The following is a 19,116-nucleotide window of genomic DNA, read 5'->3' as shown; positions in this document are numbered from 1 at the left end:
TTGCGGGTAATAATTGTCATACATGTGTTTTTATAGTCCCAAAAGAGGAGTTGACGCCGGATAATTTTGCCAAATGGTAGAAAAAATGCCTAAATTTGAATCACCCTTGGTGAATAACACGAACAACACGTGTCGGCTATAGTCGTTTCACCAGAAAAACACTACAACATAACCACACTATGTCACACCGTATTCCCCTGAAAAACGCCTCCGAAGCAGCCCTCCTCGACGAGCAGGTTTTTTATGACCTCGCCAAGGATCCTCATCTCAAAGAACTCCAATTTTTCGAAAACCTCCGGCTGCACTCGTCGGGGTGCGTCGTCTTCCAGAAAACCTTCAAGTGCGACGAGGCAAAGAAAGGCTACCGGACGGAAACCATCTACCTCCACAAGCTGATCGCCGAGCGCTACCTCGGCCACAAGCGGGTAGGGGAGCGTAAACTCGTGGGGTCGCTCAACGGCGATAAGCTGGACTGTCGCCTCGAAAACCTGGAGTACCGCAGCCGCTCTGTGGCCAGCCGCAAGCGGCGCTCTAGCAGCAAGATCGGCTACACCGGCGTGTACAAGGAGAACAACCGCTACCGGGCCGTCATCAGCGTTAACCGCCGCAGTGTACACATTGGTATGTTCGGAACGGCCGAGGAAGCCGCGCTGGCCTACAATAAGAAGTCGCTGGAGCTGTACGGAAAGCTAGGAAAGATCAACGTGATACGCTCGCGTAATCTCCCGCTTGCCGACCGGGCCCGGTAGGGCCTCCACCCGAAAGCCCGCCGCGCGCAGGTTGCGTTTGAACTGTCCCTTGGCGCAGTAGGTGACCAGGGCTCCGCCGGGGCGCAGGGCGCGGGTGCAGTGTTGCATCGCGTCCTGTGTCCACAATTCCGGTTGGTCCTCCGGTGCGAAGGCATCGTAAAAGAGTACATCCGCCCAGCCGGGCTCGAAGTCCGCGGTCAGGAAATCTTCCCGTTTCTTTTGAAAGGTAAAATTGGGATCGAGGCGGGCCTCGGTATCCCAGTCTGCGGTGTGCAGTTCCGCCAGTCGGTCCGACGGTACGGCGAGCAGCTCGCAGTAATTGAGCTCGGCCGCCAGGTGGGGAGTGATCGGAAAGGCCTCGTAGGTAAGGTACCGAAAGTGGATGCCCGGATGACGTGCTGCGAGCTCGCGGACGAGCAGGGCATTCAGGCCGGTACCGAATCCGAGCTCCAGCACGTGCACCGCGGTGGTGTCAGCCGCTGTAAGCAGAGGGTGCAGGCCGGCCTCCAGAAAGATATGACGGCTCTCCTGCAGGGCACCGTGCGTACTGTGGTAGGCCACGGCAAAGCGGTCGCTCCGGAGGCTGTGGCTACCGTCGGCGGTAAGGAAAGGGTGGGGCTCCACGGATCAGGCCGCCGGGCGCAGCTCGTCGACGCGGATGTCGAGGTGGCTGGCGTCGTATACACAGGCGGCGTCGCGGATCAGCAGCACCTGCGGCGACTGGTGGCGTACCCCGAATTCGGCGGCGATGAAGTTGCTGACCTCACGGTAACGCAGCAGGTCGAGGTAGTAGGTCTCGATGGCCTGCCCGTCAATGTCCCACTGCTTTTCCAGCCGGTTCTTGGCCAGGCTGCTGATGGGGCAGGTGGTGCTGTGCTTGAGGATGAGGCAGGGTACGGTGCGGCTGCGCTCGATGATGGCCTCGATGTCGTGTACGGAGGTAATGTGGTTCCAGTCCATGGCGAATGCTACTGGCTCGGCCGCCGGCGGGCTGGCTCCCGGGGAGTTACACCGCACCTGCGTCCGCGCCTGGAGATTTTTAGATAATCGGCGCTACGCGATCAGCGCCAACACGGCGGAAACAAGGTCGCTCACCGAAAGGTTGGTCGGACAACCAAAGCCCCGGTTACAGGAGGTGAGCAGTAGCAGGGGAACGGCGAGGTAGAGCGGGGACGGAGAGGGCTTGCGCAATTTCATAAGGGGTGGGGTGGGGCATATACGTATCCGTAGGAGGCTACCGCCGTGGCATTTGTTCGGCGTGGCGTACTTTTGCCGGCCGTCGGTGAACGGCGGGAGCTTCGTAAAACTAAACCATACATGGCCAGAAAAATTGCCCTACGTGACGCCCTCCGGGAGGCGATGATTGAAGAAATGCGCCGCGACGACAAGGTCTTCCTGATGGGAGAGGAAGTCGCCCAGTACAACGGCGCGTACAAGGTTAGTAAGGGTATGCTGGACGAGTTCGGCCCCGAGCGCGTGATCGACACGCCGATCGCGGAGCTGGGCTTTGCGGGCATCGGTGTCGGTGCCGCCATGAACGGCCTGAAGCCCATCGTGGAATTCATGACCTGGAACTTCGCCGTCCTGGCCTTCGACCAGATCATCAACAACGCCGCCAAGACCCTGAGCCAGTCCGCCGGGCAGTTCAGCTGTCCGATCGTTTTCCGCGGCCCGAGCGGCAGTGCCGGCCAGCTGGCCCAGCAGCACAGCCAGAGCTTCGAAAGCTGGATGGCCAATACCCCCGGCCTGAAGGTGATCTCCTGCACCGACCCCGCCGACGCTAAGGGCCTGCTCAAGAGCGCCATCCGTGACCCCGATCCCGTCTGCGTCATGGAATCGGAGCTGCTGTACGGCTACGAGGGCGAAGTGCCCGAGGGCGAGTACCTGGTAGAGATCGGCAAGGCCGCCGTGCGCCGTGAGGGCACCGACGTCACCTTGGTGAGCTACAACAAGATGATGCTGCCTACCATGGAAGCCGCCAAGATCCTGGAAGGGGAAGGCATTAGCGCCGAGGTGATCGACCTGCGTACGATCCGCCCCCTCGACCGTAAGACCATCATCGAATCCGTCAAGAAGACCAACCGCTGCGTCGTCATCGACGAGAGCTGGCCGTTTGCCGGCGTGAGCTCCGAGATCGCCTACGAGATCCAGAAGTCGGCCTTCGACTACCTAGACGCTCCCGTCATCCGCGTCAACAGCGCCGACGTGAACCTGGGCTACGCCGCGAGTTTCGTGGAGGAATTCCTGCCGAACGCCGAGAAGATCGTGCGGGCGGTTAAGGAGGTGGCTTACGTTAAGTAGCGTTTAGGCTTACTGGTTACTGGTTGCTGGTTACGAGTTACGGAATGAACACGGCCTTACCCACCGGTCCGTCGCCCGCTTCCAGCTCGCTGAATGTCTTCTTGTAATCCATTAGGGCGTATTCGCGACCGATGTGTACCCGAAGTCCGTCGTGCTCTACCAGGTCGTAGAGGCGGTGGAGTGTCGTGTGGGTGATGTCTGCCATCAGCGGTTGCCGCTTCTTGTCACTCAGCTTGTTGTTGATGTAGCTGCCCAGGTAGGAGGTCAGGCCGGGCTGCAGGTCGAGGTAGGTACCGTGGGGCGTCAGGAGATGCTTGGCCTCGGACCAGGGCAGGGTGCCCGCGGTGTCGAGGATCACGTCCCAGTTCTCGCCCAGTTGGGTGACGTCGGTGGTGGTGTAATCGTAGGTGGTGGTGGCGCCCATCTCGCGGAGAATATCCTGGTGGTGGGGGCCGGCGACCGCGGTGACGTGGGCACCGTCCATACGGGCCAGTTGAATGGCGGTGTTGCCGACGCCGCCGCTGCCGCCGTTGATGAGCACTTTGCGGCCCCGTACGTCTATCGTTTCACGCATGGCCAGGTGGGCGGTGGCGCCGATGAGGGGAAGCCCGGCGGCCTCGCTCATGCTCAGGCTGGGGGGCTTGGGGTGGATCTGGTCGGCGGTCACGACGACGGCGTCGGCCATGGCCCCGAGTTCCTTTAGGCTGATGGCTCCGAACACTTCGTCGCCGGACTTGAAGTTGGTCACCGCCGACCCGACGCGGTTGACCACGCCGGCAAACTCCAGGCCCATGCGGCGGGGCCACTGGTGGCCGTCGGCCAGTTTCATCTGGGCGTTGCGGACTTTCCAGTCGACCGGGTTGATGCCGGCGGCCCGGATATCTACGAGGATCTGATCGGCTGCGGGTTCGGGAGTAGCGACTTCGGCCAGGTACATCTTGTCGATGCCCCCGTAGTCGTCGTAACGGAGCTGTTTCATGGGTGGGTTCTTTCCCACTAGTATGTGAACCGGGCTGCCGGAGTTCGCTGCCACCACATATTCGGTCCCGGCGCGTTAGGTAGCGCATGACGCATACCCTCAGCTTCGTGACGCGCTTTCTCTCCGGCTTACTGTTCGCCCTAGTCTTTTCCGCCTGTTCATCGGGCGGTGTCGGTGACGACCATCCGCTGATCGGTACCTGGCAGCTTGATGAACAGCTTGTTGACATCGGCGACGGGTCAGGAACTTACCAGCCGGTCGATTCGGACCGCACGCTGACCTTCCGGTCCGACGGTACCGTGACCGCCAACTTCAACTTTTGCAACCCCATCGACGGGGGAACCCAATTGCGCAGCGGCAGCTGGTCGCTGGAAGAGGGCACCCTGCAACCTGATTGCCGGCCCGACCGACCGCTGCCCCTTAGCCTGGACGATAGCGTGCTTACCCTTACCCCCTTCTGTATCGAGGCCTGCGGGGAGCGGTACCGCAAGGTCGAATAGGGGGCGGGCCGTAGCCTACTTGCTCGCCACCGGCCGGAAGGGTCCGTACACCGCCCGGCGGAAGTCGTGGTGGAGTCCGATCTGGTCGTAGGGGAAGAGCTGCACGAAAAGCACGGCCGTCAGCTCATTGGCCGGATCGACCCAAAAGAGCGTGCTGGACGCGCCGTCCCAGAAGAATTCACCTACCGTGCCCGGGTTCTCCTCCGCGTTGGCGGGCGGGCGCATCCGTACCGCGAAGTCGATACCGAAGCCCACCTGTCCCTTGCTGGGCAGCCAGAGGCGCTCGGTCACCTCGTCGGCGAGGTGATTGGTCCGCATGAGCCGGACGGTTTCCGGCTGCAGGATGGTCGTACCGTTCAGGGTGCCCCCGTTGACGAGCATCCGGGCGAAGGTCATGTAGTCGTCCAGGGTGGAGGTGAGGCCGAAGCCCCCGGGGGTGAGCGGCTGGCGGTTGATGTTGAAGTCGTGCGCTTCCGCGTCGGGCAGCTGGGTGAGGACGCCGTCCGCGGCACGGTTGTAGGCGGAAGACATTCGGCTCCGGTCCGCTTCCGGTACGAAATAGCGGGTGTCGTCCATGCCGAGCGGGTCCAGGATGTGCTCTCGGACGTAGGCATCGAAGGGTTGGCCGGACAGCCGCTCCACCAGCAGGGCCTGTACGTCGACCGAGAGGCCATAGTGCCACTGGGTACCCGGCTGGAAGAGCAGGGGCAGGTCGCTAAGCTTTTCTCCCAGGTCGGAAAGGGTGTTTTTGTATCCACGCAGGTCGGCGGCCTCGTACGCTTGTTGCAGTCCGGGGGAGTCGCCGCCGTTGTAGAAGCCGGCGGTATGGCGGGTGATGTCGCGGACGGTGATGGGGCGATCCGGGGCCTCCGTCTGCATCGATCCGTCGGAGGTGCCCGAAACGTAAACCTGTACGTCACCGAATTCGGGCAGGTAGTCCGCCAGGGGATCGTCGAGTTTGAATTTGCCCGCTTCCCACAGTTGCATGAGGGCCACGCCGGTGATGGGTTTGGTCATGGAGTATACCTGGACGATGGTGTTACGGGCCATGGGCGTGCCTTTCTCCCGGTCGGCATCGCCGAAGGCGCCGGAGTAGACTTCTTCCCCCTTTTCGTAAACCAGCGCGGAGGCACCGGCTATGTCTCCCGCGTCCACGAACCCCCTGAGCGTGCTGTCGATGCGCTCCCTGGCCGTGGCGGTAACGACCTGCTTCCGCGGCCAGCTCCGTTCGGCGAGGGCGCGCGTTTTTTCCACCCCCTCCCGCGGGTCCAGGCTGTCGCCCTCGTACTCGATGCCGAGGAAGCCGTCGAAGCCGGAACCGCGGATGATGTCGAAGAGCACGTCAAAATTCATGTCCGGTTCGTCACCGTCCGCATCGAAGTTGAAGGCCTTGACGCTGACCCCGCCGGCGTAGGGCATCAGCTCCATCATGCCCGCGTAACGGTCGTAGCGGGCGGAGCATTCACCGCCGTACATACTGCCGTCGCTCCGTTGGTAGCACCAGTTGTCGAAGTCGGCCACGGTACCCACGTTCACGTCCCGCAACCGCGCGACCAAGTCGGCGAGCCATTCGCCGTTGCTGCTGATGCCGCCGTGGTTTTCGATGAGGACCTGGATACCCCGTTCGTTGGCGGCCCGGGCGAGGCGACGGATGGCGGATTCCGCCGCGTCCATTATTTCGGCGGGGGAGCCGTCGCCGTGTGCGTTGATCCGCATGGCGGGGATGCCCAGGCGGGCGGTGGCCTCCACCCACTGCAGGTGCTGGGCCACGGCCCGGTCGCGCTCGTCCGGGTCGGAAGCGCCGAGGTTGCCGGCGCCGTCGATGAGTAGCATGGTCAGTTCCACGTCGGCGGTTTCGGCGGCACGACGGAGACTGTCGAGAAAGTCCGGATTATCGGCTTCGTCACGGAAAAACTGATTGACCAGCTCGACGCCGGCGAAGCCCATCTCTCCTGCCGTGGTCACGAACTCAAAGTTGTCCATCTCCCCCGCGAAGAGGGGCCGGTGAAAGGACCACTGCCCGAGGGAGTAGCGGGGTCCGGCCGGTTCGGCCCGGGGGGCTTCGGCGACGGGCTCGGTGCGGGCGCAGGCCAGCAGCAGGAGGACAGACAGCAGGGGGAAGTAACGCATGGGGGAGTGGCAGTTGGTGAGGAGCCGGCCCGACAAGATAACGTGGAGGGGATTACCCGCGACGGCGCCGTTACGGGTTTCGTAAGTTTGGCATCCCGGTCAGCTTACCGGCCCAACCTATGCTTTTTTACTTCACGCTGCAGTACCGGCGCGCGCTGCGCCGCCTCCGCCACCTGGGCGTCCCGCCGGTGCTGGTACTGCCGCTCGGTGCCATCGGCTTTCCGTTCTTCACCGCCTATCTCTACGGACGCTTTGCGGCGGCGGGATGGATACTGGCCGTTCTGACGAGCACGGTATTATGGACCCTGGCGGCCCGCGACCGTACACGTCGGCTGCGGCAGCTGTACATTCCTGTTCGCGTTTGGATGATACGCGGCGGCGAGAATCTGGCGGTCGCGGCCCCGGCATTGGCGGCGCTCGCGTGGTACGGAGACGGCTACCCCGCCGGCGCGCTATTGTTGGCGGCGGTATTGCTGGCGCGCATCACTACCGGCGGCGCTCCACCTATGGTGTTACCTACACCGTTCCGGCGACAACCCTTCGAGTGCGTCGCGGGCTTCCGCCGTCGGTGGTGGCTGATCGCCCTGCTGTACTTGGTCGCCATAAACGCGCTGCGGGTGGAAAACCTGACCTTGGCGCTGTTCACGGTACTGCTGCTCGGTGGGGTAGTGATGAGCTGGTACGCTACGGCGGAGCCTCCCGCGCTGGTCTGGATATTCGCGCTGCCGCCGGCCGCCTTTCTGGAAAAAAAGTTGCGGACCGCCAGCGGAGCCGGGCTGCTGCTGACGCTTCCGGTACTGGCCGGCACGATTTGGGTTTTCCCGCAGCGGGTGCTGCTGATCCTTGCGGTAGGCGGACTGGCCGTAGCCTACGCTTTGATTATGGTACTAGCGAAGTACGCTACGTACCCACGCGAGATGAGCATCCCGCGCGCCCTGGCGCTGACGGTCGTCCTGCTACTGCCGCCCCTGCTACCGGCGGCAGCCTGGAAATTTTACGGAGAGTCAAAACGGCGCCTGGCGCCCCTGCTGGAATGATCGAAGTGAAATCCCTGCAGAAGTCTTACGGTCCCCTGGAAGTGCTCCGGGGCGTATCCTTTGTACTGCGGCCCGGAAGGGTGTATGGGATCGTCGGGGCCAACGGGGCGGGAAAGACCACCCTCTTTACCTGCCTGGCGGGGCTGGCCGCGTACAACGGTACGATCAATCCTCCGCCCGGTCAGCTGCGCACCCGTACCGGCTACCTGCCCACCGAGCCCGTCTTTCCCTCCTACGTCACGGGCTGGGAATACCTCAAGCTGTTGTGTGCCGCCCGCGATCTTCCCACGGAAGACTTCGCGGAACAAAACCTCTTCGATCTTCCGCTCGATCGGTACGCGGAACACTATTCCACCGGGATGAAGAAAAAACTGGCCCTCTTCGGCCTGTTGTTGCAGGGCAACGGGGTGTACCTCCTGGACGAGCCCTTCAACGGGGTAGACATTCAGAGCAATATGCTGATCCGGGAAGTTATCGGACGGCTGCGGTCGGCCGGAAAGACGGTGCTTCTTTCCTCCCACGTATTCTCTTCGCTGGAGGAGAATTGCGACGAGCTGTTCGTGCTGCGCGACGGGCGGCTGGGTCCACCGGTGGGCCGCGACGACTACGAACGCCTGAGCCGCGAACTGCGTACCGACAGCCTCGCCGGACGGGTGGACCGGTTACGGATTACCTGAGCCGGTTCTCCAGCAACAGCCCGTCGGTGGTACCCTCACGCCAGCGTCGGTTCAGGCTATCCGGCACGGACGCCGGATTGAGCGTAAAGGACCCCAGGGCGAGGTCCTCGTCGCCGTCCCCGTCGTAGTCGCCGGCCTCCAGGATCAGCCACCGCCCGTCGAGCGCCAGTGCGGTGGTGCGAAGGTGAAAGTTAAATTGCTTGGGGGTCCCCGTTCGCTCCAGGTACACGAAACTGGCTTCCGGCTGCCCGACAAAATCGGCGAAATTGCAGGCCACGGCCAGGTCCAGGTCACCGTCTGCGTCGAAGTCGCGGGCCGCTACTCGCGTGGCGCCGGGCAGGGGCAGAAAGAAAGCCTCCGTGAAGTGATTCTCCCCGTCGTTGGTATAAATACGAAGGCCGTGGTAGGGCTTGATCACGGGGGAGTAATCGGCGTTGTCGCCGTGTACGGTCAGGAGATCGCGGTCACCGTCGCCGTCCACGTCGACGAATTCGAACCAGCTCGTGCCCCATACGGGCGGAAACTGGAGCAGCGGTTCTCGCCGGAAGCTACCGTTCGCTTCCTGATACAGGGCATCGATACCCTCGTCGCCCTGGGCGTGCAGCACCAGCAGGTCCTTGCGCCCGTCGCCGTCGAGATCCGTGGCTTCTACGCGCAGCGTGCCGGCCGCGCCGAGCAGCCGACTGCGGACGTACCCGCCGCCGGGGCGAGGGCGCAGCAGCGTCAGCGCCCCGGTGTAGTTACCGTACTCGCAGACGACGATCTCCTGCCGCCCGTCGCCGTCGAGGTCCTCGGCCAGGAAATGCACCGGCCGGTGCAGGCTGTCGGCTACTACGGTACGGACCCCGTCGATGTAGCGGTACAGCGTACCGTTGCTAGCCTCGGTGGGATAGATGTTTCCGATCTCGAGCAGCAGATCGCCCGCGGAGTCAGCCTGGTAGTGCACCACCGGCAGGCGGACGTTATGCACCGGCCGCGCTGGGCCGTCCGGATCCACGGCCGCCAGTTCACCGTAGCCACTACCGGAAAGCAGGCCTGCCGGGCCTGCTCCCAGGAAGGAAACCAGGGATCCGCCGCGGTCCTCGACCGAAAAGGGCTTGACGGTGAATCCCCGCAGGCTGTCCAGCCGTAACCGGGGCGGGGCGGCCAGGGTATCGGGCGCCCGGTCGAGGATATAGGCGCGCACGTCGTGCCAGGCATCGTAGGAAAGGGTAGGGACTTCGGGATAAAAGCCGTGGGCGACGGCCAGGGCGTGCTCCCCGGGCGGCAGGGCGGCTGCCGGGTCGTAGCCCAGGGAGGGAAAGCCGAGGCGGGCGCCCATTTCCGGGAGCACCCGTCGCTCCCAGATGGCGCGCGGCAGATCGGTCGGTGCGGGCGGCAGGTGGCAGCCGCCGCAGGCCTGCGCCAGGAGGTCCGGGGGCGGCACGTCCTCCGTTGCGGGGGCACATCCCCCCGCCGGTGCAAGGGCGATAGCAACAAGGAGCAACAGAAAAAGGGTGTAGCGCATGCGTAAGATCCGGGGGGCAGCCAAGTTACGCCATGCGTGAGCCCCGGCCGGTCGGAAACCCGGTACTTTCGCACTTTACCAATGCCCCGACACATGACCCTGATTTCCCTTACCGGCGCCCTCGCGGCCTTCCTGACCACCGCGGCCTTCGTGCCCCAGGCCTACAAGACCATCCGCTACCGGGCCACCGACGACCTCTCGCTGGCCACCTTTTCCATGCTGCTCATTGGTACGATCTTGTGGTTGGTGTATGGCTACTACATCGGCGATCTTCCCCTCATGGTCGCCAATGGGATCACGGCCAGCCTGGCGGGCCTCATCTTTCTCCTCAAGGTGCGGTCGATGCGGACCGCCCGCCTGCGGCGGTAGCGTCCGCGGCCGTTGCTTACCTTCACGGGTATGCAACACATTCGCGCGATCGCCTTCGAAGCCGACGATACCCTGTGGGTGAACGAACCTTTCTTTCGCGAAGCGGAGGAGGCCTTTTGCCAATTGCTCGAGGAATACCTGCCCCATCACAGCGTGAACCGCGCCCTGTATAAGACAGAGGTGGGGAACCTGCCGCTGTACGGCTACGGAATCAAGGCCTTTACCCTATCGATGGTGGAAACGATCGTGGAAGTATCCGATGGCAAAGCCCCGCTCTCGGTCGTCGAGCGCGCCCTGCAAATCGGCAAGGACATGCTGAACAAGCCGGTAGACCTTCTCGACGGCGTCGCGGACACCCTCGCCCGCCTGTCGCCCCGCTACCGCCTGGTACTGGCTACCAAGGGGGACCTGCTCGACCAGGAGCGCAAGCTGGAAAAGTCGGGCCTCGGCCGCCACTTTCACCACATCGAGGTGATGAGCGACAAGCAGCCGGCCAATTACCGGCGCCTCATCGACCACCTAGACTGCCGCCCCGAAGAGTTCCTGATGGTCGGCAACAGCGTAAAGTCTGATATTCTGCCCGTGCTGGAACTCGGGGGCTACGCTCTCCACGTGCCCTTCCACACCACCTGGGAGCACGAGGTGGCCACGTACGACACCGACCACCCCCGCTGCCGTAGCGTAGCGGACGTAACCGAAATCTTCTCGTTGTTGCCGTGAGAACGATCGACCTGAACACCTGGCCCCGGCGCGACCACTTCCACTTCTTCCGGAATTTCGACGAACCGTTCTGGGGAATAACGAGTAGGGTGGATGCTTCTGTCGCCTACCGCCGCTGCCGGGCTGCGGACCAGTCTTTCTTCCTCTGTTACCTGCACAAGTGCCTGCTTGCGGTAAACGCCGTGGAGCCCTTCCGTTACCGGATCCGGGGAGAGGAGGTGGTGGTCCTCGACGCCGTACACGCCTCCGCCACTATCGGGCGGGCGGACGGGAGTTTCGACTTTTCCCTCATCCCCTTCGATCCCGACTTTGACGCCTTCGCGGCCGGTGCCCGGTCGGAGATCGACCGCATTCGTGCCGGTAGCGGCCTCAATCCCGGCGTCGCCGGCGATGACGTAATCCACTTCAGCGCGGTACCGTGGCTCGACTTCACCGGACTCTCCCACGCGCGCCACTACGCCCGGCCCGACAGCTGCCCCAAGATCAGCGTGGGCAAACTGACCGACGACGGTACCATGGCGGTATCCGTACACGGTCACCATGCCCTGCTCGACGGCCGCGATGTAGGAGCGCTGCTCGATGCCTTCCGGCGGGAGTTGGCGTGAGCTTACTTGCGCCCCTGCCGCAGCAAAAACTTTACCAGGAAGTAGGCCAGCACACCGAAGGTGGCGACTGGGATGAGAACGAGGAGGGCGTCGGAGAAAGTCAGGTCCATGGCGGCGGCGTTGAGCGGCCGGACCGGCCGCTGTAATGGAAAGGTGAGGCCCGTTAAATTGTTGGCTGCTGGGGCAGCCGTCGGGCGGCCGTCACGGAGCCTGTCCGGGTGGGACTACCTTTGCGGCTATGCTGCGTTTCCTTGTTTTTTTGGTCCTGCTGCTGGCGTTCCCCGGGTGGGGCGGGGCCCAGTCCGGGAAACCTGCGCGCCTCACGATCGACGACATTCAGGCGCTGCCCGACACCACCTTTGGTGTCGTCTTCCACTTTGTGGCGTTGCCGGACGGCCGCAACTACGTGGCCGACGCGCGGGACAGCCTGCTGGCCACCCACGGTAATAACGAAGTACTGCGGGCCGACGTACTGATGTGGTACCTGATCCGGGAGGTCAATAAGCGCTTTCGCACGGGGGTGATCGATTATCCGCCCAGCAAGGACACCAAGCTGCGGTTCGTCTACGCCAACGGCCCGGACCCGCTGGCCAGCGCCTACTTCTACGCACACGGCGAACGGCTGCGGCCGGTAGCGGGCGCCTTTAACGTCATCCTGGTCGATCACCCCGGGACCACCAATGCTTCCACGCGGGGGAAAGGAAGTCGCACCATTTACCTCTACAACACCCTGCCGGACTACCTGCGGGGGAGCAACAACACCTGGGACCCGGCGCGTACCCTGGCGCACGAGATCGGGCACGCCCTTTCCCTCGATCACACGTTCAAATGCGATAACCCCTGCGCGGGGCGAGGCTTCGACCCCTACGAGGAATGCTTTGGCGAGTGCGTCAACCACAATTCCGGGAGCGGCGAGGTAAGCTGCTTCGGCGGGAGTGACCGTGAACTGCTGATGGGTTACGGCTCCCAGCTCTTCCTGACGCCCTGCGAAGTGGAGCAGATATGGGACCATTTGCGAACCGCCAAATAGGTCCTGGCCACCGATTCACCAGTGTTGGTGAGTTGGAAAAAACGGTTCTCATTTTACCTTTGTAGTACACCCGGGGCGCCAGGTTGGTAGCTCCGTCCCATGACACATTACTGCATCATTACGTAAACCCGGGCGGCAAATCCCGCCACGGGGACGTGTGGTACGTCCGATTATCGGGTTCACCGCCGGCCCCGGTCTACAGTCCATCACTATGAGTATCCCCACCCGCTTTCTGTTCCTGTTTATGCTTTCCGGCCTTGCCGCCGGACTTTCCTCCCAGTCGTTTCCGGGCCTGTCCACCGACAACTTCGGCGGGGTCAACACCCTGCTCCTCAATCCCGCCAACGCGGCCGCCAACCGCGTAGGTTTCGAAATCCACCTGGCCTCCGCCAGCCTGGGCGTGGCCAACGACTACGTGGGGCTGGAGGGGTACGAGGACATCGACAACCTGGACTGGGGCAACGGGCTTTCGCGCCACCCCAGTGACGACAACCGGCTGTACACCGACGTCGATGTGCTGGGCCCCTCCCTGCTGATCGGCCTCGGGAAGAAGGCCGGCCTCGGCCTGGTGAGCCGCGTCCGCACGGTCTACGACATCGAGGGATTCGACGGCCGCCTCCTGGAGGGGCTGGAGGATTCCTTCGACGAGCTGGGCGACTACACCGCTACCCTGCGCGACCACCGCAGTGGCCTGCACAGCTGGGGCGAGCTGGCGGCGGTGCTGGGGGTCGTGTTGTTCGACAACGGCACCTCTACCCTGAAGGCGGGGGGCGCCGTCAAGTCGCTGCGCGGCGTCGGATCGGTCTATACCCGCAGTACCTCGCTAGACGTGGAGTACGACGGCAGCCGCGAGCGCCTGACCACCCGGGGAGATTTTACCTACGGCACCACCGGCGATTTTGATTTCGAGGACGCGGAACTGGATGACCAGCTCAGTTACCTCACCGAGCCGGCCGGTACCGGCCTGGGCTTCGACGTGGGCCTCGCCTTTGAATGGCGCTCCGAAGCACCCAAGCCTGGCCGTGCCTACCAGCCGTACCGGCTGCGGCTTGGGCTCTCGCTCACCGACGTGGGCAGCATCAGCTACGACGGGGGAGAAGAGGCGGCGTACGTGGCCGACGCGGTTATCCCGACCGATGACATCGAGGGAGAAGACTTGGTCGATGTCCTGGACCGCTACTACGACGGCACCTATTCGGACGGCCCCGGCAACTTCCAGCTTCCCACCGCCCTGAACCTGCAGGCCGACGTGCGGCTGGCCGGCAAGCTCTACGTGGCCGCGCTGGCGCGCACGCCCATGGGCGGCAGCGACGGTGACCCCGGCAGCACGGTGCAGACCACGCTTACGGTCGTGCCTCGCCTAGAAACCAAGTGGCTGAGCCTCTACGCGCCGGCGCGCTTTGGCGGTGTGGAGGGCACTACGGTGGGCGCCGGGCTGCGTTTGGGATTCTTCACGTTGGGCTCCACGTCCGTGCTTTCCCACCTGCTTACTGATACCAACTATTCCGTGGACGTCTACGCGGGGGTCAAGGTGCCCTTCTACCGGCGTAGTCGCCTAAAGGAGCCCCTACCCGAGGCCGAAGGCATAGAATCGCCGGTCACGAAAAATTTTTAACGGCGTACGGGGGTAACACCGGTTCGGTTTCGGGCATAAACAGTACATACGCATGACACTCGCTATGAACACGCCCTACAACGAACAGCTTATGCGGGCGGCCTTCCGCCCCGGTACCCCCCCGGCTGCCGACCCGCAACCGCTTCCCCCCATTGTTCCCGACGCCCGCTTCGAGGCCCTGCTGGCCCGTTCCGGTACCTGGTGCTACTCGGTCGATTACCGTACCGGTCGCTACCGCTACGTCAGCCCAGGTATCGAACGGATGCTGGGCTACGACCGCAACGCCTGGAAATTTGGGGGACTCACTTCCGTATTCCGCCACTTGCACCCCGACGACCGCGAGTGCCTCCGGCAGATCCACGAGGCTATCCTGGAAGAGCTGGACGGGGCCCCGCGGGCACGGCGGTCCGACCTTACCTTCACCTTCACCTGTCGCATGCTCACCGCGGACGGCCGAACCGTCCACCTGAGTCACCACCTTATCTTCTCCGACTTCGACGCCGGCGGGCAGCCGCTGTCCAACTTCACCCTGGTATCCGATATCTCCGCCCTGCGGGCCAATACCGCCTGCCTGCTCCACGTCAAGGAACGTACCGCCAGCGGGGAACGGCCGCTGCGTACTACGGCCTTCCGCTGCAAGGCCCCGGTCAAGTTCAGCCGCCGCGAACTTGAGGTACTCGACCTGGTCAACGACGGACTCAGCAGCCAGGAGATTGCCGGTAAGCTCTACATCAGCTACAATACGGTGTGTACCCACCGCAAGAACCTCCTCCGCAAGGCCGGGGTGAAGGGAACCGTGGAGCTGCTGGGGTACGCGCGGGAATTGGGGTTGGTGGGGTAGGTATTCATATTCCTTTGATCTAAGCCTCCTGATTTATTGTCCGAATACTCTAACCATGAGCCTACGCCCTTTTTGCCTGCTCCTCGGCCTCCTTTTTTGTCTGGCCGCGAGCGCCGTTGCGCAGAGCGAGTACCGTTTACCGCAGAACAATACGCGCGTTTCTTTGACGGAAGAAGACCTCAGAGATGTACTCACCGTGCAGTTCTCAAAATTTATCACCGCGAATAACTACGCGGTACTAGGCAGTTTCGCGGAAGTATCGACAACTAATGGCCTACTCGATCTAGGGGCTACATTCATCCCAAACAAGAATGTGCTGTTTACAACCAATGTGTCCGCGGGTGCTATCGACGGCGTAGCGGGCTTATTTAATAACGGCAAACTCAACAGTAAGGTGGTGGTCAATGCTGCTGCCCACCGGTTGCTCAACCTATCCAAGACCAAACTATCCATCGACCGCTTGGTGGAATACGACTTGGAGACGGAACGGGCCAAGGTACTTTCGACCTACACAGCAGATACCCTCAAATTTCATTATCAGTACCCCCTGGTTCAGGCGCGGTTGGACCGGGCAAAAGAGAGAAGGAAACTAACCGAGGTCACCGTCACCCGCGATTCACTACTCAGAATTATTAGAAGTCCTTGGCCCTCCCATCTCGCGCAAGATTCCGCCGCTTATGCCAAGGTCGAGTACAACAGGCGAATGTCGGAGGATCGGCTTGCCCTACTAGACGCAAACATTGCGGTGATGGAGGTACCGGGATACTTTGGAGTACAGAAAAGTTTCGCCGAGGACAGAAAGGAAAAGGCCCTGGCGGCAATTGACAACAAGGTCTCTCAGCAATCGGTCACCAGCCTCAATCTGTGGTGGGTCACCTTCGGGGCGGGGGTCCAGCGGGATCGATTTACTCACCTCACCCCCGGCGACACGGCCGGGATAACGCTAGTTCCTATCACCCATACCGATAGACAGATGCAATTGGCGCTCTCCTACTACAGCTACGATGACTACCTCAGTAAAGACCGCTTCCTCACAGTGGGACTTCGGTACCGCCGGGGCAACAACGTCAATTCCCTGACCTCCGCCACGGTGCGCACTACCAAAGCCGTAACCGGAGATACGACCCAGATTTACTATACCGAGCAGAAGGTGCTGCAGGGCGACTACAGAACGCGACTGGATGAGCTAACGGCTTACATTGATTATTATCAGTACCTCGAAATCTTTTCCAGTACCAGAATAGCGTGCCACCTCAATCCGGCCTACCTGGTCCGGGACGGGTACAAGCCCGAGCTTTCGCTTACGCTGGGATTGCTGTATCCCTTTCGTAAAGCGAAGAGTCCGGAGTCCATCGCGAATGTTGAGGTATTCATCCGCTTCCGGGACCTTATGAATGACCGACCGTCTGGAGACGGTACCCCGGCGGGGGCCACCCTGGGTCTGTCCGCCTCTTTTCCCATCAATTTCTTAACTAACTAGTAAGTAACATGCCAAAATTCTATGAAGTCGTCTGCAGAAGGGACGGTCGTCTCGACCGGTACACCACTCGCGAACAGGCGGATGCAGCCGCGAGAGCCCACGAAGCTAGCAACGGTAGCGGCCACGAAACCACATGGCGCCCCGCCATGGATGTATTTTCGGTGCGCTCAGCGGATTTGACTGGCTTACTAAAGGACCTTCGGTACCCCAACTTTCCCAAGCTGGATGCCCTCAAGGCAGATTATCCGTGGGAAACCGAGGATAGCGCGGACGACGGCAATTTCTACTATATCTTTTGCAAGACGCACGGTTACCGCGACATCTTTCTGACGCTGGCGGAAGCCGAATCGGCAAAGGCTCAGCACGACCGGCAGTGCATGGCGACCTGCGATTGGGGGGTGCAGTTCGGAAGTAAAACGGCTGCCTCGGAAGGAGACTCCGACAGCTAGGTTTTCCCGGACGTAGGGGCATTGCAACTCGGGGCGACATCACTCCCCGGAGCTTGTCCGGCTCATACCCCAACAGGCCCTACTAATCCTACGCAAGACAAGTCTTTCACTATCGTTGATCTGGTAGACTATTGAGGCAGTAACGGTGGCACTAAACCATTTGGCATAGGATGTTAAAAAGCTGCAAAGCGGCCGAGGTGGGCACGAAGACCTGCGGATAGCGCTTCGCCAGGTAGGCACTAATAGATCACATATGCCCTTTGTTGCCGACCTTTAGCAAGAAACCCCGGCACCCGCGCCCCCCGCCCCATGCCATACCGTACGACCGACCTCCTGATCATTGGCGCCGGCCTCACCGGCCTGACCCTCGCCTACCTGCTGCGGGATCAAGGCCTCCACGTTACGGTGCTCGAGGCTCGCAACCGCCTCGGCGGCCGTATCCACACCCGGTACATCCCCGGCAGGGCGCCAGTGGAGCTCGGCGCCACCTGGCTGGGACGTAAGCATACCGCCCTGTGGACCCTCCTACAGGAGCTGGATATCGACGTCTACCCCCAGTACAGTGGCGATTTTGCCCGCTACGAAGCGACCGTTCAGCGGCCACCGGAACTGGTACAGCTGCCACCAAACCCCGACCCCAGTTACCGCATCGCGGGGGGCAGCAGCGCGCTCATCCGGGCCCTGGCCGACCGTCTGCCTCCGGAACGTCTGATGCTGGGGCAGGCGGTGCTGAGTCTTTCGCGCACCGCATCGGGTGTCTCGGTGCGTACGCCGCTGCTGGAATGCCGGGCCGGCCGGGTCGTGTTTACGCTCCCCCCCGACCTGCTCGTGCGTGGCCTACGCTTCGATCCCGTGCTCCAAGACGACCTGATCCGGCTTAGCCGCAGTACCGATACGTGGATGGGCCACGCCATCAAGGTGGCACTGACTTACGAGCAGGGTTTCTGGCGGGACCGCGGGTGCCGGGGTACCGCGTTCAGTCAGGAGGGTCCGGTTTCCGAGCTTTACGATCACTCCGACCCCAGTGGCCAGTACTTCGCGCTACAGGGGTTCGTGGATCCCGAGCTGCGCTACCTGCCGCTGAAGCAGCGCCGCGACCTCGTACTGCAGCAGCTCGAGCGACTGTACGGACCGGCCGCCGCCAATTGCCCGGAATACGAAGAGTGCGTTTGGCACGACCAGCTCCATACCACGGCGGCGGGCACCACGGCGCTGGCGCCCCACCAGGGACTGGGACACCCGGAATTTCGCAAGCCCCTGTGGGGCGGTCGCCTGTTCCTTGCCGGCACGGAGACGGCAGATGCCTTCCCGGGATACATGGAGGGGGCGGTACGCAGCGCGCAGTTCGTGGCCCGGTCGTTGGTGGGGGAGTAATGCTTCGCCCGATCGATCCGGCAGCATTAGACAGGTCGCGCTACCGACAGCGTCGGTGATTGCTAATCCGCCGTGGCCTTCCCAGGGAACCGGCCCTCGTAAACCACGAACAGGTACAGCGCCACCGCCAGGATAGCCGGGTAGCTAATGGTTTCGGCTGTGGCCGCGGCATCCTTGCCGGAGTGTCCGAAACCGTACTCGAAGAGGGTAGCGATGAAGGTAAACACCACCGGGCCGGAGAGCAGGCAAACTACCAAGTACAATAGGTAACGAACGAAGCCGGGCAGGCGGCCGAACCAGCCGGCGGGCGCAGGTGCGGTAGTCCATCCGTTCTCGCTGCGCCGGTGGGCGTACGCGCCAAACAGGACGACAAGTAGCAGTGGTAGTTCGTCGGACCAGCCGGTGCGTAGCTCCGCCCATTCGTAGGTGCCCCGCAGCAGGTCGGGCGAGTGGGAGAAGAGGTGACCGAAAAGGATAACGGCGATGGCAACTAGCAAGACTTTGAGGTAGAACATGACAAACGAGGCCGCTCCAGGGGCGGCGGTTGGGTGATTTAATTTCTTGCTGCTGGGTAGGAGGGGGTAATGCTAGCTAGGCCGGTGATCGGCGCCATTCTGGTAGAGGAAGTGCCCGAAGGCGTGGCCGAGTTCGCCGGCGGCTTCGTAGATGAAGTTACCGAAGACGGCAACCAACAAAATAGCGATAAGTAGACGCAGTGTATCTCGTTTTATAGCGCGCACGACGGGATAGTTT

General features: G+C 62.4%; 22 protein-coding genes. 14 read left to right on the top strand and 8 right to left on the bottom strand.

What is annotated here, in order from left to right; all coding sequences use genetic code 11:
• The first annotated feature begins 179 nt into the window (after positions 1-179).
• Positions 180-749, top strand: coding sequence for an AP2 domain-containing protein (locus tag DQG19_RS04675; protein ID WP_116125027.1), 570 nt, complete (start codon positions 180-182; stop codon positions 747-749).
• Here the strand turns inward: DQG19_RS04675 and mnmD are convergent.
• From mnmD to DQG19_RS20760, 3 genes are all read right to left on the bottom strand, one after another.
• Positions 690-1,373, bottom strand: coding sequence for a tRNA (5-methylaminomethyl-2-thiouridine)(34)-methyltransferase MnmD (gene mnmD, locus DQG19_RS04670; protein ID WP_116125026.1), 684 nt, complete (start codon positions 1,371-1,373; stop codon positions 690-692). The two genes, DQG19_RS04675 and mnmD, sit on opposite strands and share 60 nt — an antisense overlap.
• Before the next feature lie 3 nt (positions 1,374-1,376).
• Entirely contained in the window at positions 1,377-1,709 is a 333-nt protein-coding gene (ytxJ, locus tag DQG19_RS04665; protein WP_116125025.1) for a bacillithiol system redox-active protein YtxJ, read from the bottom strand.
• A 93-nt stretch (positions 1,710-1,802) separates the two neighbouring features.
• Positions 1,803-1,946 (bottom strand): hypothetical protein, encoded by a 144-nt coding sequence (locus tag DQG19_RS20760; protein ID WP_157974313.1) that lies wholly within the window; start codon positions 1,944-1,946, stop codon positions 1,803-1,805.
• Positions 1,947-2,066: 120 nt separating this feature from the next.
• Between DQG19_RS20760 and DQG19_RS04660 the strand changes: the two genes are divergently transcribed.
• Complete coding sequence (locus DQG19_RS04660) at positions 2,067-3,050, top strand: pyruvate dehydrogenase complex E1 component subunit beta (RefSeq protein WP_116125024.1); 984 nt, start codon at positions 2,067-2,069, stop codon at positions 3,048-3,050.
• A gap of 37 nt (positions 3,051-3,087) precedes the next feature.
• On the opposite strand, the gene DQG19_RS04655 is transcribed toward DQG19_RS04660, so the two are convergent.
• On the bottom strand, positions 3,088-4,029 hold the full coding sequence (locus DQG19_RS04655; protein WP_116125023.1) for an NAD(P)-dependent alcohol dehydrogenase: 942 nt from the start codon (positions 4,027-4,029) through the stop codon (positions 3,088-3,090).
• 86 nt (positions 4,030-4,115) lie between these two features.
• Between DQG19_RS04655 and DQG19_RS04650 the strand changes: the two genes are divergently transcribed.
• The gene (locus tag DQG19_RS04650) at positions 4,116-4,529 is read left to right on the top strand and encodes a lipocalin family protein (protein WP_116125022.1); all 414 of its coding nucleotides are present in this window, start codon (positions 4,116-4,118) and stop codon (positions 4,527-4,529) included.
• A gap of 15 nt (positions 4,530-4,544) precedes the next feature.
• Here the strand turns inward: DQG19_RS04650 and DQG19_RS04645 are convergent, their stop codons facing one another.
• On the bottom strand, positions 4,545-6,659 hold the full coding sequence (locus tag DQG19_RS04645) for a serine hydrolase (RefSeq protein ID WP_116125021.1): 2,115 nt from the start codon (positions 6,657-6,659) through the stop codon (positions 4,545-4,547).
• Between the two features lie 119 nt (positions 6,660-6,778).
• On the opposite strand from DQG19_RS04645, the gene DQG19_RS04640 reads away from it, so the two are divergent.
• Together DQG19_RS04640 and DQG19_RS04635 are read left to right on the top strand one after the other, a co-directional pair.
• Complete coding sequence (locus DQG19_RS04640) at positions 6,779-7,696, top strand: hypothetical protein (RefSeq protein ID WP_116125020.1); 918 nt, start codon at positions 6,779-6,781, stop codon at positions 7,694-7,696.
• Positions 7,693-8,373: an ATP-binding cassette domain-containing protein gene (locus DQG19_RS04635; RefSeq protein WP_116125019.1), complete on the top strand. Its 681-nt coding sequence runs from the start codon at positions 7,693-7,695 to the stop codon at positions 8,371-8,373. Before DQG19_RS04640 ends, DQG19_RS04635 begins: the two co-directional genes overlap by 4 nt.
• Here DQG19_RS04635 and DQG19_RS04630 read toward each other — a convergent pair.
• On the bottom strand, positions 8,366-9,880 hold the full coding sequence (locus DQG19_RS04630) for an FG-GAP repeat domain-containing protein (protein ID WP_116125018.1): 1,515 nt from the start codon (positions 9,878-9,880) through the stop codon (positions 8,366-8,368). The genes DQG19_RS04635 and DQG19_RS04630 overlap by 8 nt on opposite strands.
• A gap of 93 nt (positions 9,881-9,973) precedes the next feature.
• Between DQG19_RS04630 and DQG19_RS04625 the strand changes: the two genes are divergently transcribed.
• From DQG19_RS04625 to DQG19_RS04585, 9 genes are all read left to right on the top strand, one after another.
• Positions 9,974-10,249, top strand: a complete 276-nt coding sequence (locus tag DQG19_RS04625) for a SemiSWEET family sugar transporter (protein WP_116125017.1) — start codon at positions 9,974-9,976, stop codon at positions 10,247-10,249.
• 30 nt (positions 10,250-10,279) lie between these two features.
• Positions 10,280-10,969, top strand: a complete 690-nt coding sequence (locus tag DQG19_RS04620; protein ID WP_116125016.1) for an HAD family hydrolase — start codon at positions 10,280-10,282, stop codon at positions 10,967-10,969.
• Positions 10,966-11,574 (top strand): CatA-like O-acetyltransferase, encoded by a 609-nt coding sequence (locus DQG19_RS04615; protein WP_116125015.1) that lies wholly within the window; start codon positions 10,966-10,968, stop codon positions 11,572-11,574. The genes DQG19_RS04620 and DQG19_RS04615 overlap by 4 nt, the downstream gene beginning before the upstream one ends.
• A gap of 238 nt (positions 11,575-11,812) precedes the next feature.
• Entirely contained in the window at positions 11,813-12,604 is a 792-nt protein-coding gene (locus DQG19_RS04610; protein ID WP_116125014.1) for a M43 family zinc metalloprotease, read from the top strand.
• A gap of 211 nt (positions 12,605-12,815) precedes the next feature.
• Positions 12,816-14,219, top strand: a complete 1,404-nt coding sequence (locus DQG19_RS04605; RefSeq protein WP_116125013.1) for a DUF5723 family protein — start codon at positions 12,816-12,818, stop codon at positions 14,217-14,219.
• A 52-nt stretch (positions 14,220-14,271) separates the two neighbouring features.
• A complete protein-coding gene (locus DQG19_RS04600; protein ID WP_116125012.1) occupies positions 14,272-15,060 on the top strand; it encodes a LuxR C-terminal-related transcriptional regulator in 789 nt (262 codons plus the stop codon).
• Between the two features lie 55 nt (positions 15,061-15,115).
• A complete protein-coding gene (locus DQG19_RS04595; RefSeq protein ID WP_116125011.1) occupies positions 15,116-16,540 on the top strand; it encodes a hypothetical protein in 1,425 nt (474 codons plus the stop codon).
• A gap of 8 nt (positions 16,541-16,548) precedes the next feature.
• Positions 16,549-16,989, top strand: coding sequence for a hypothetical protein (locus DQG19_RS20755; RefSeq protein ID WP_157974312.1), 441 nt, complete (start codon positions 16,549-16,551; stop codon positions 16,987-16,989).
• A 309-nt stretch (positions 16,990-17,298) separates the two neighbouring features.
• A complete protein-coding gene (locus DQG19_RS04585; protein WP_116125009.1) occupies positions 17,299-18,363 on the top strand; it encodes a flavin monoamine oxidase family protein in 1,065 nt (354 codons plus the stop codon).
• A gap of 62 nt (positions 18,364-18,425) precedes the next feature.
• Here DQG19_RS04585 and DQG19_RS04580 read toward each other — a convergent pair whose 3' ends face one another.
• A complete protein-coding gene (locus DQG19_RS04580; protein ID WP_157974311.1) occupies positions 18,426-18,860 on the bottom strand; it encodes a hypothetical protein in 435 nt (144 codons plus the stop codon).
• 90 nt (positions 18,861-18,950) lie between these two features.
• Positions 18,951-19,103, bottom strand: coding sequence for a hypothetical protein (locus DQG19_RS20750; protein WP_157974310.1), 153 nt, complete (start codon positions 19,101-19,103; stop codon positions 18,951-18,953).
• Positions 19,104-19,116 lie beyond the last annotated feature (13 nt).

Origin of the sequence: Lewinella sp. IMCC34183, assembly GCF_003390915.1 — a bacterium.
In the GTDB taxonomy this organism is placed as follows: domain Bacteria; phylum Bacteroidota; class Bacteroidia; order Chitinophagales; family Saprospiraceae; genus Neolewinella.
The sequence above is the reverse complement of the archived record's forward strand: the minus strand, read 5'-3'. Positions and strand labels throughout refer to the sequence as shown.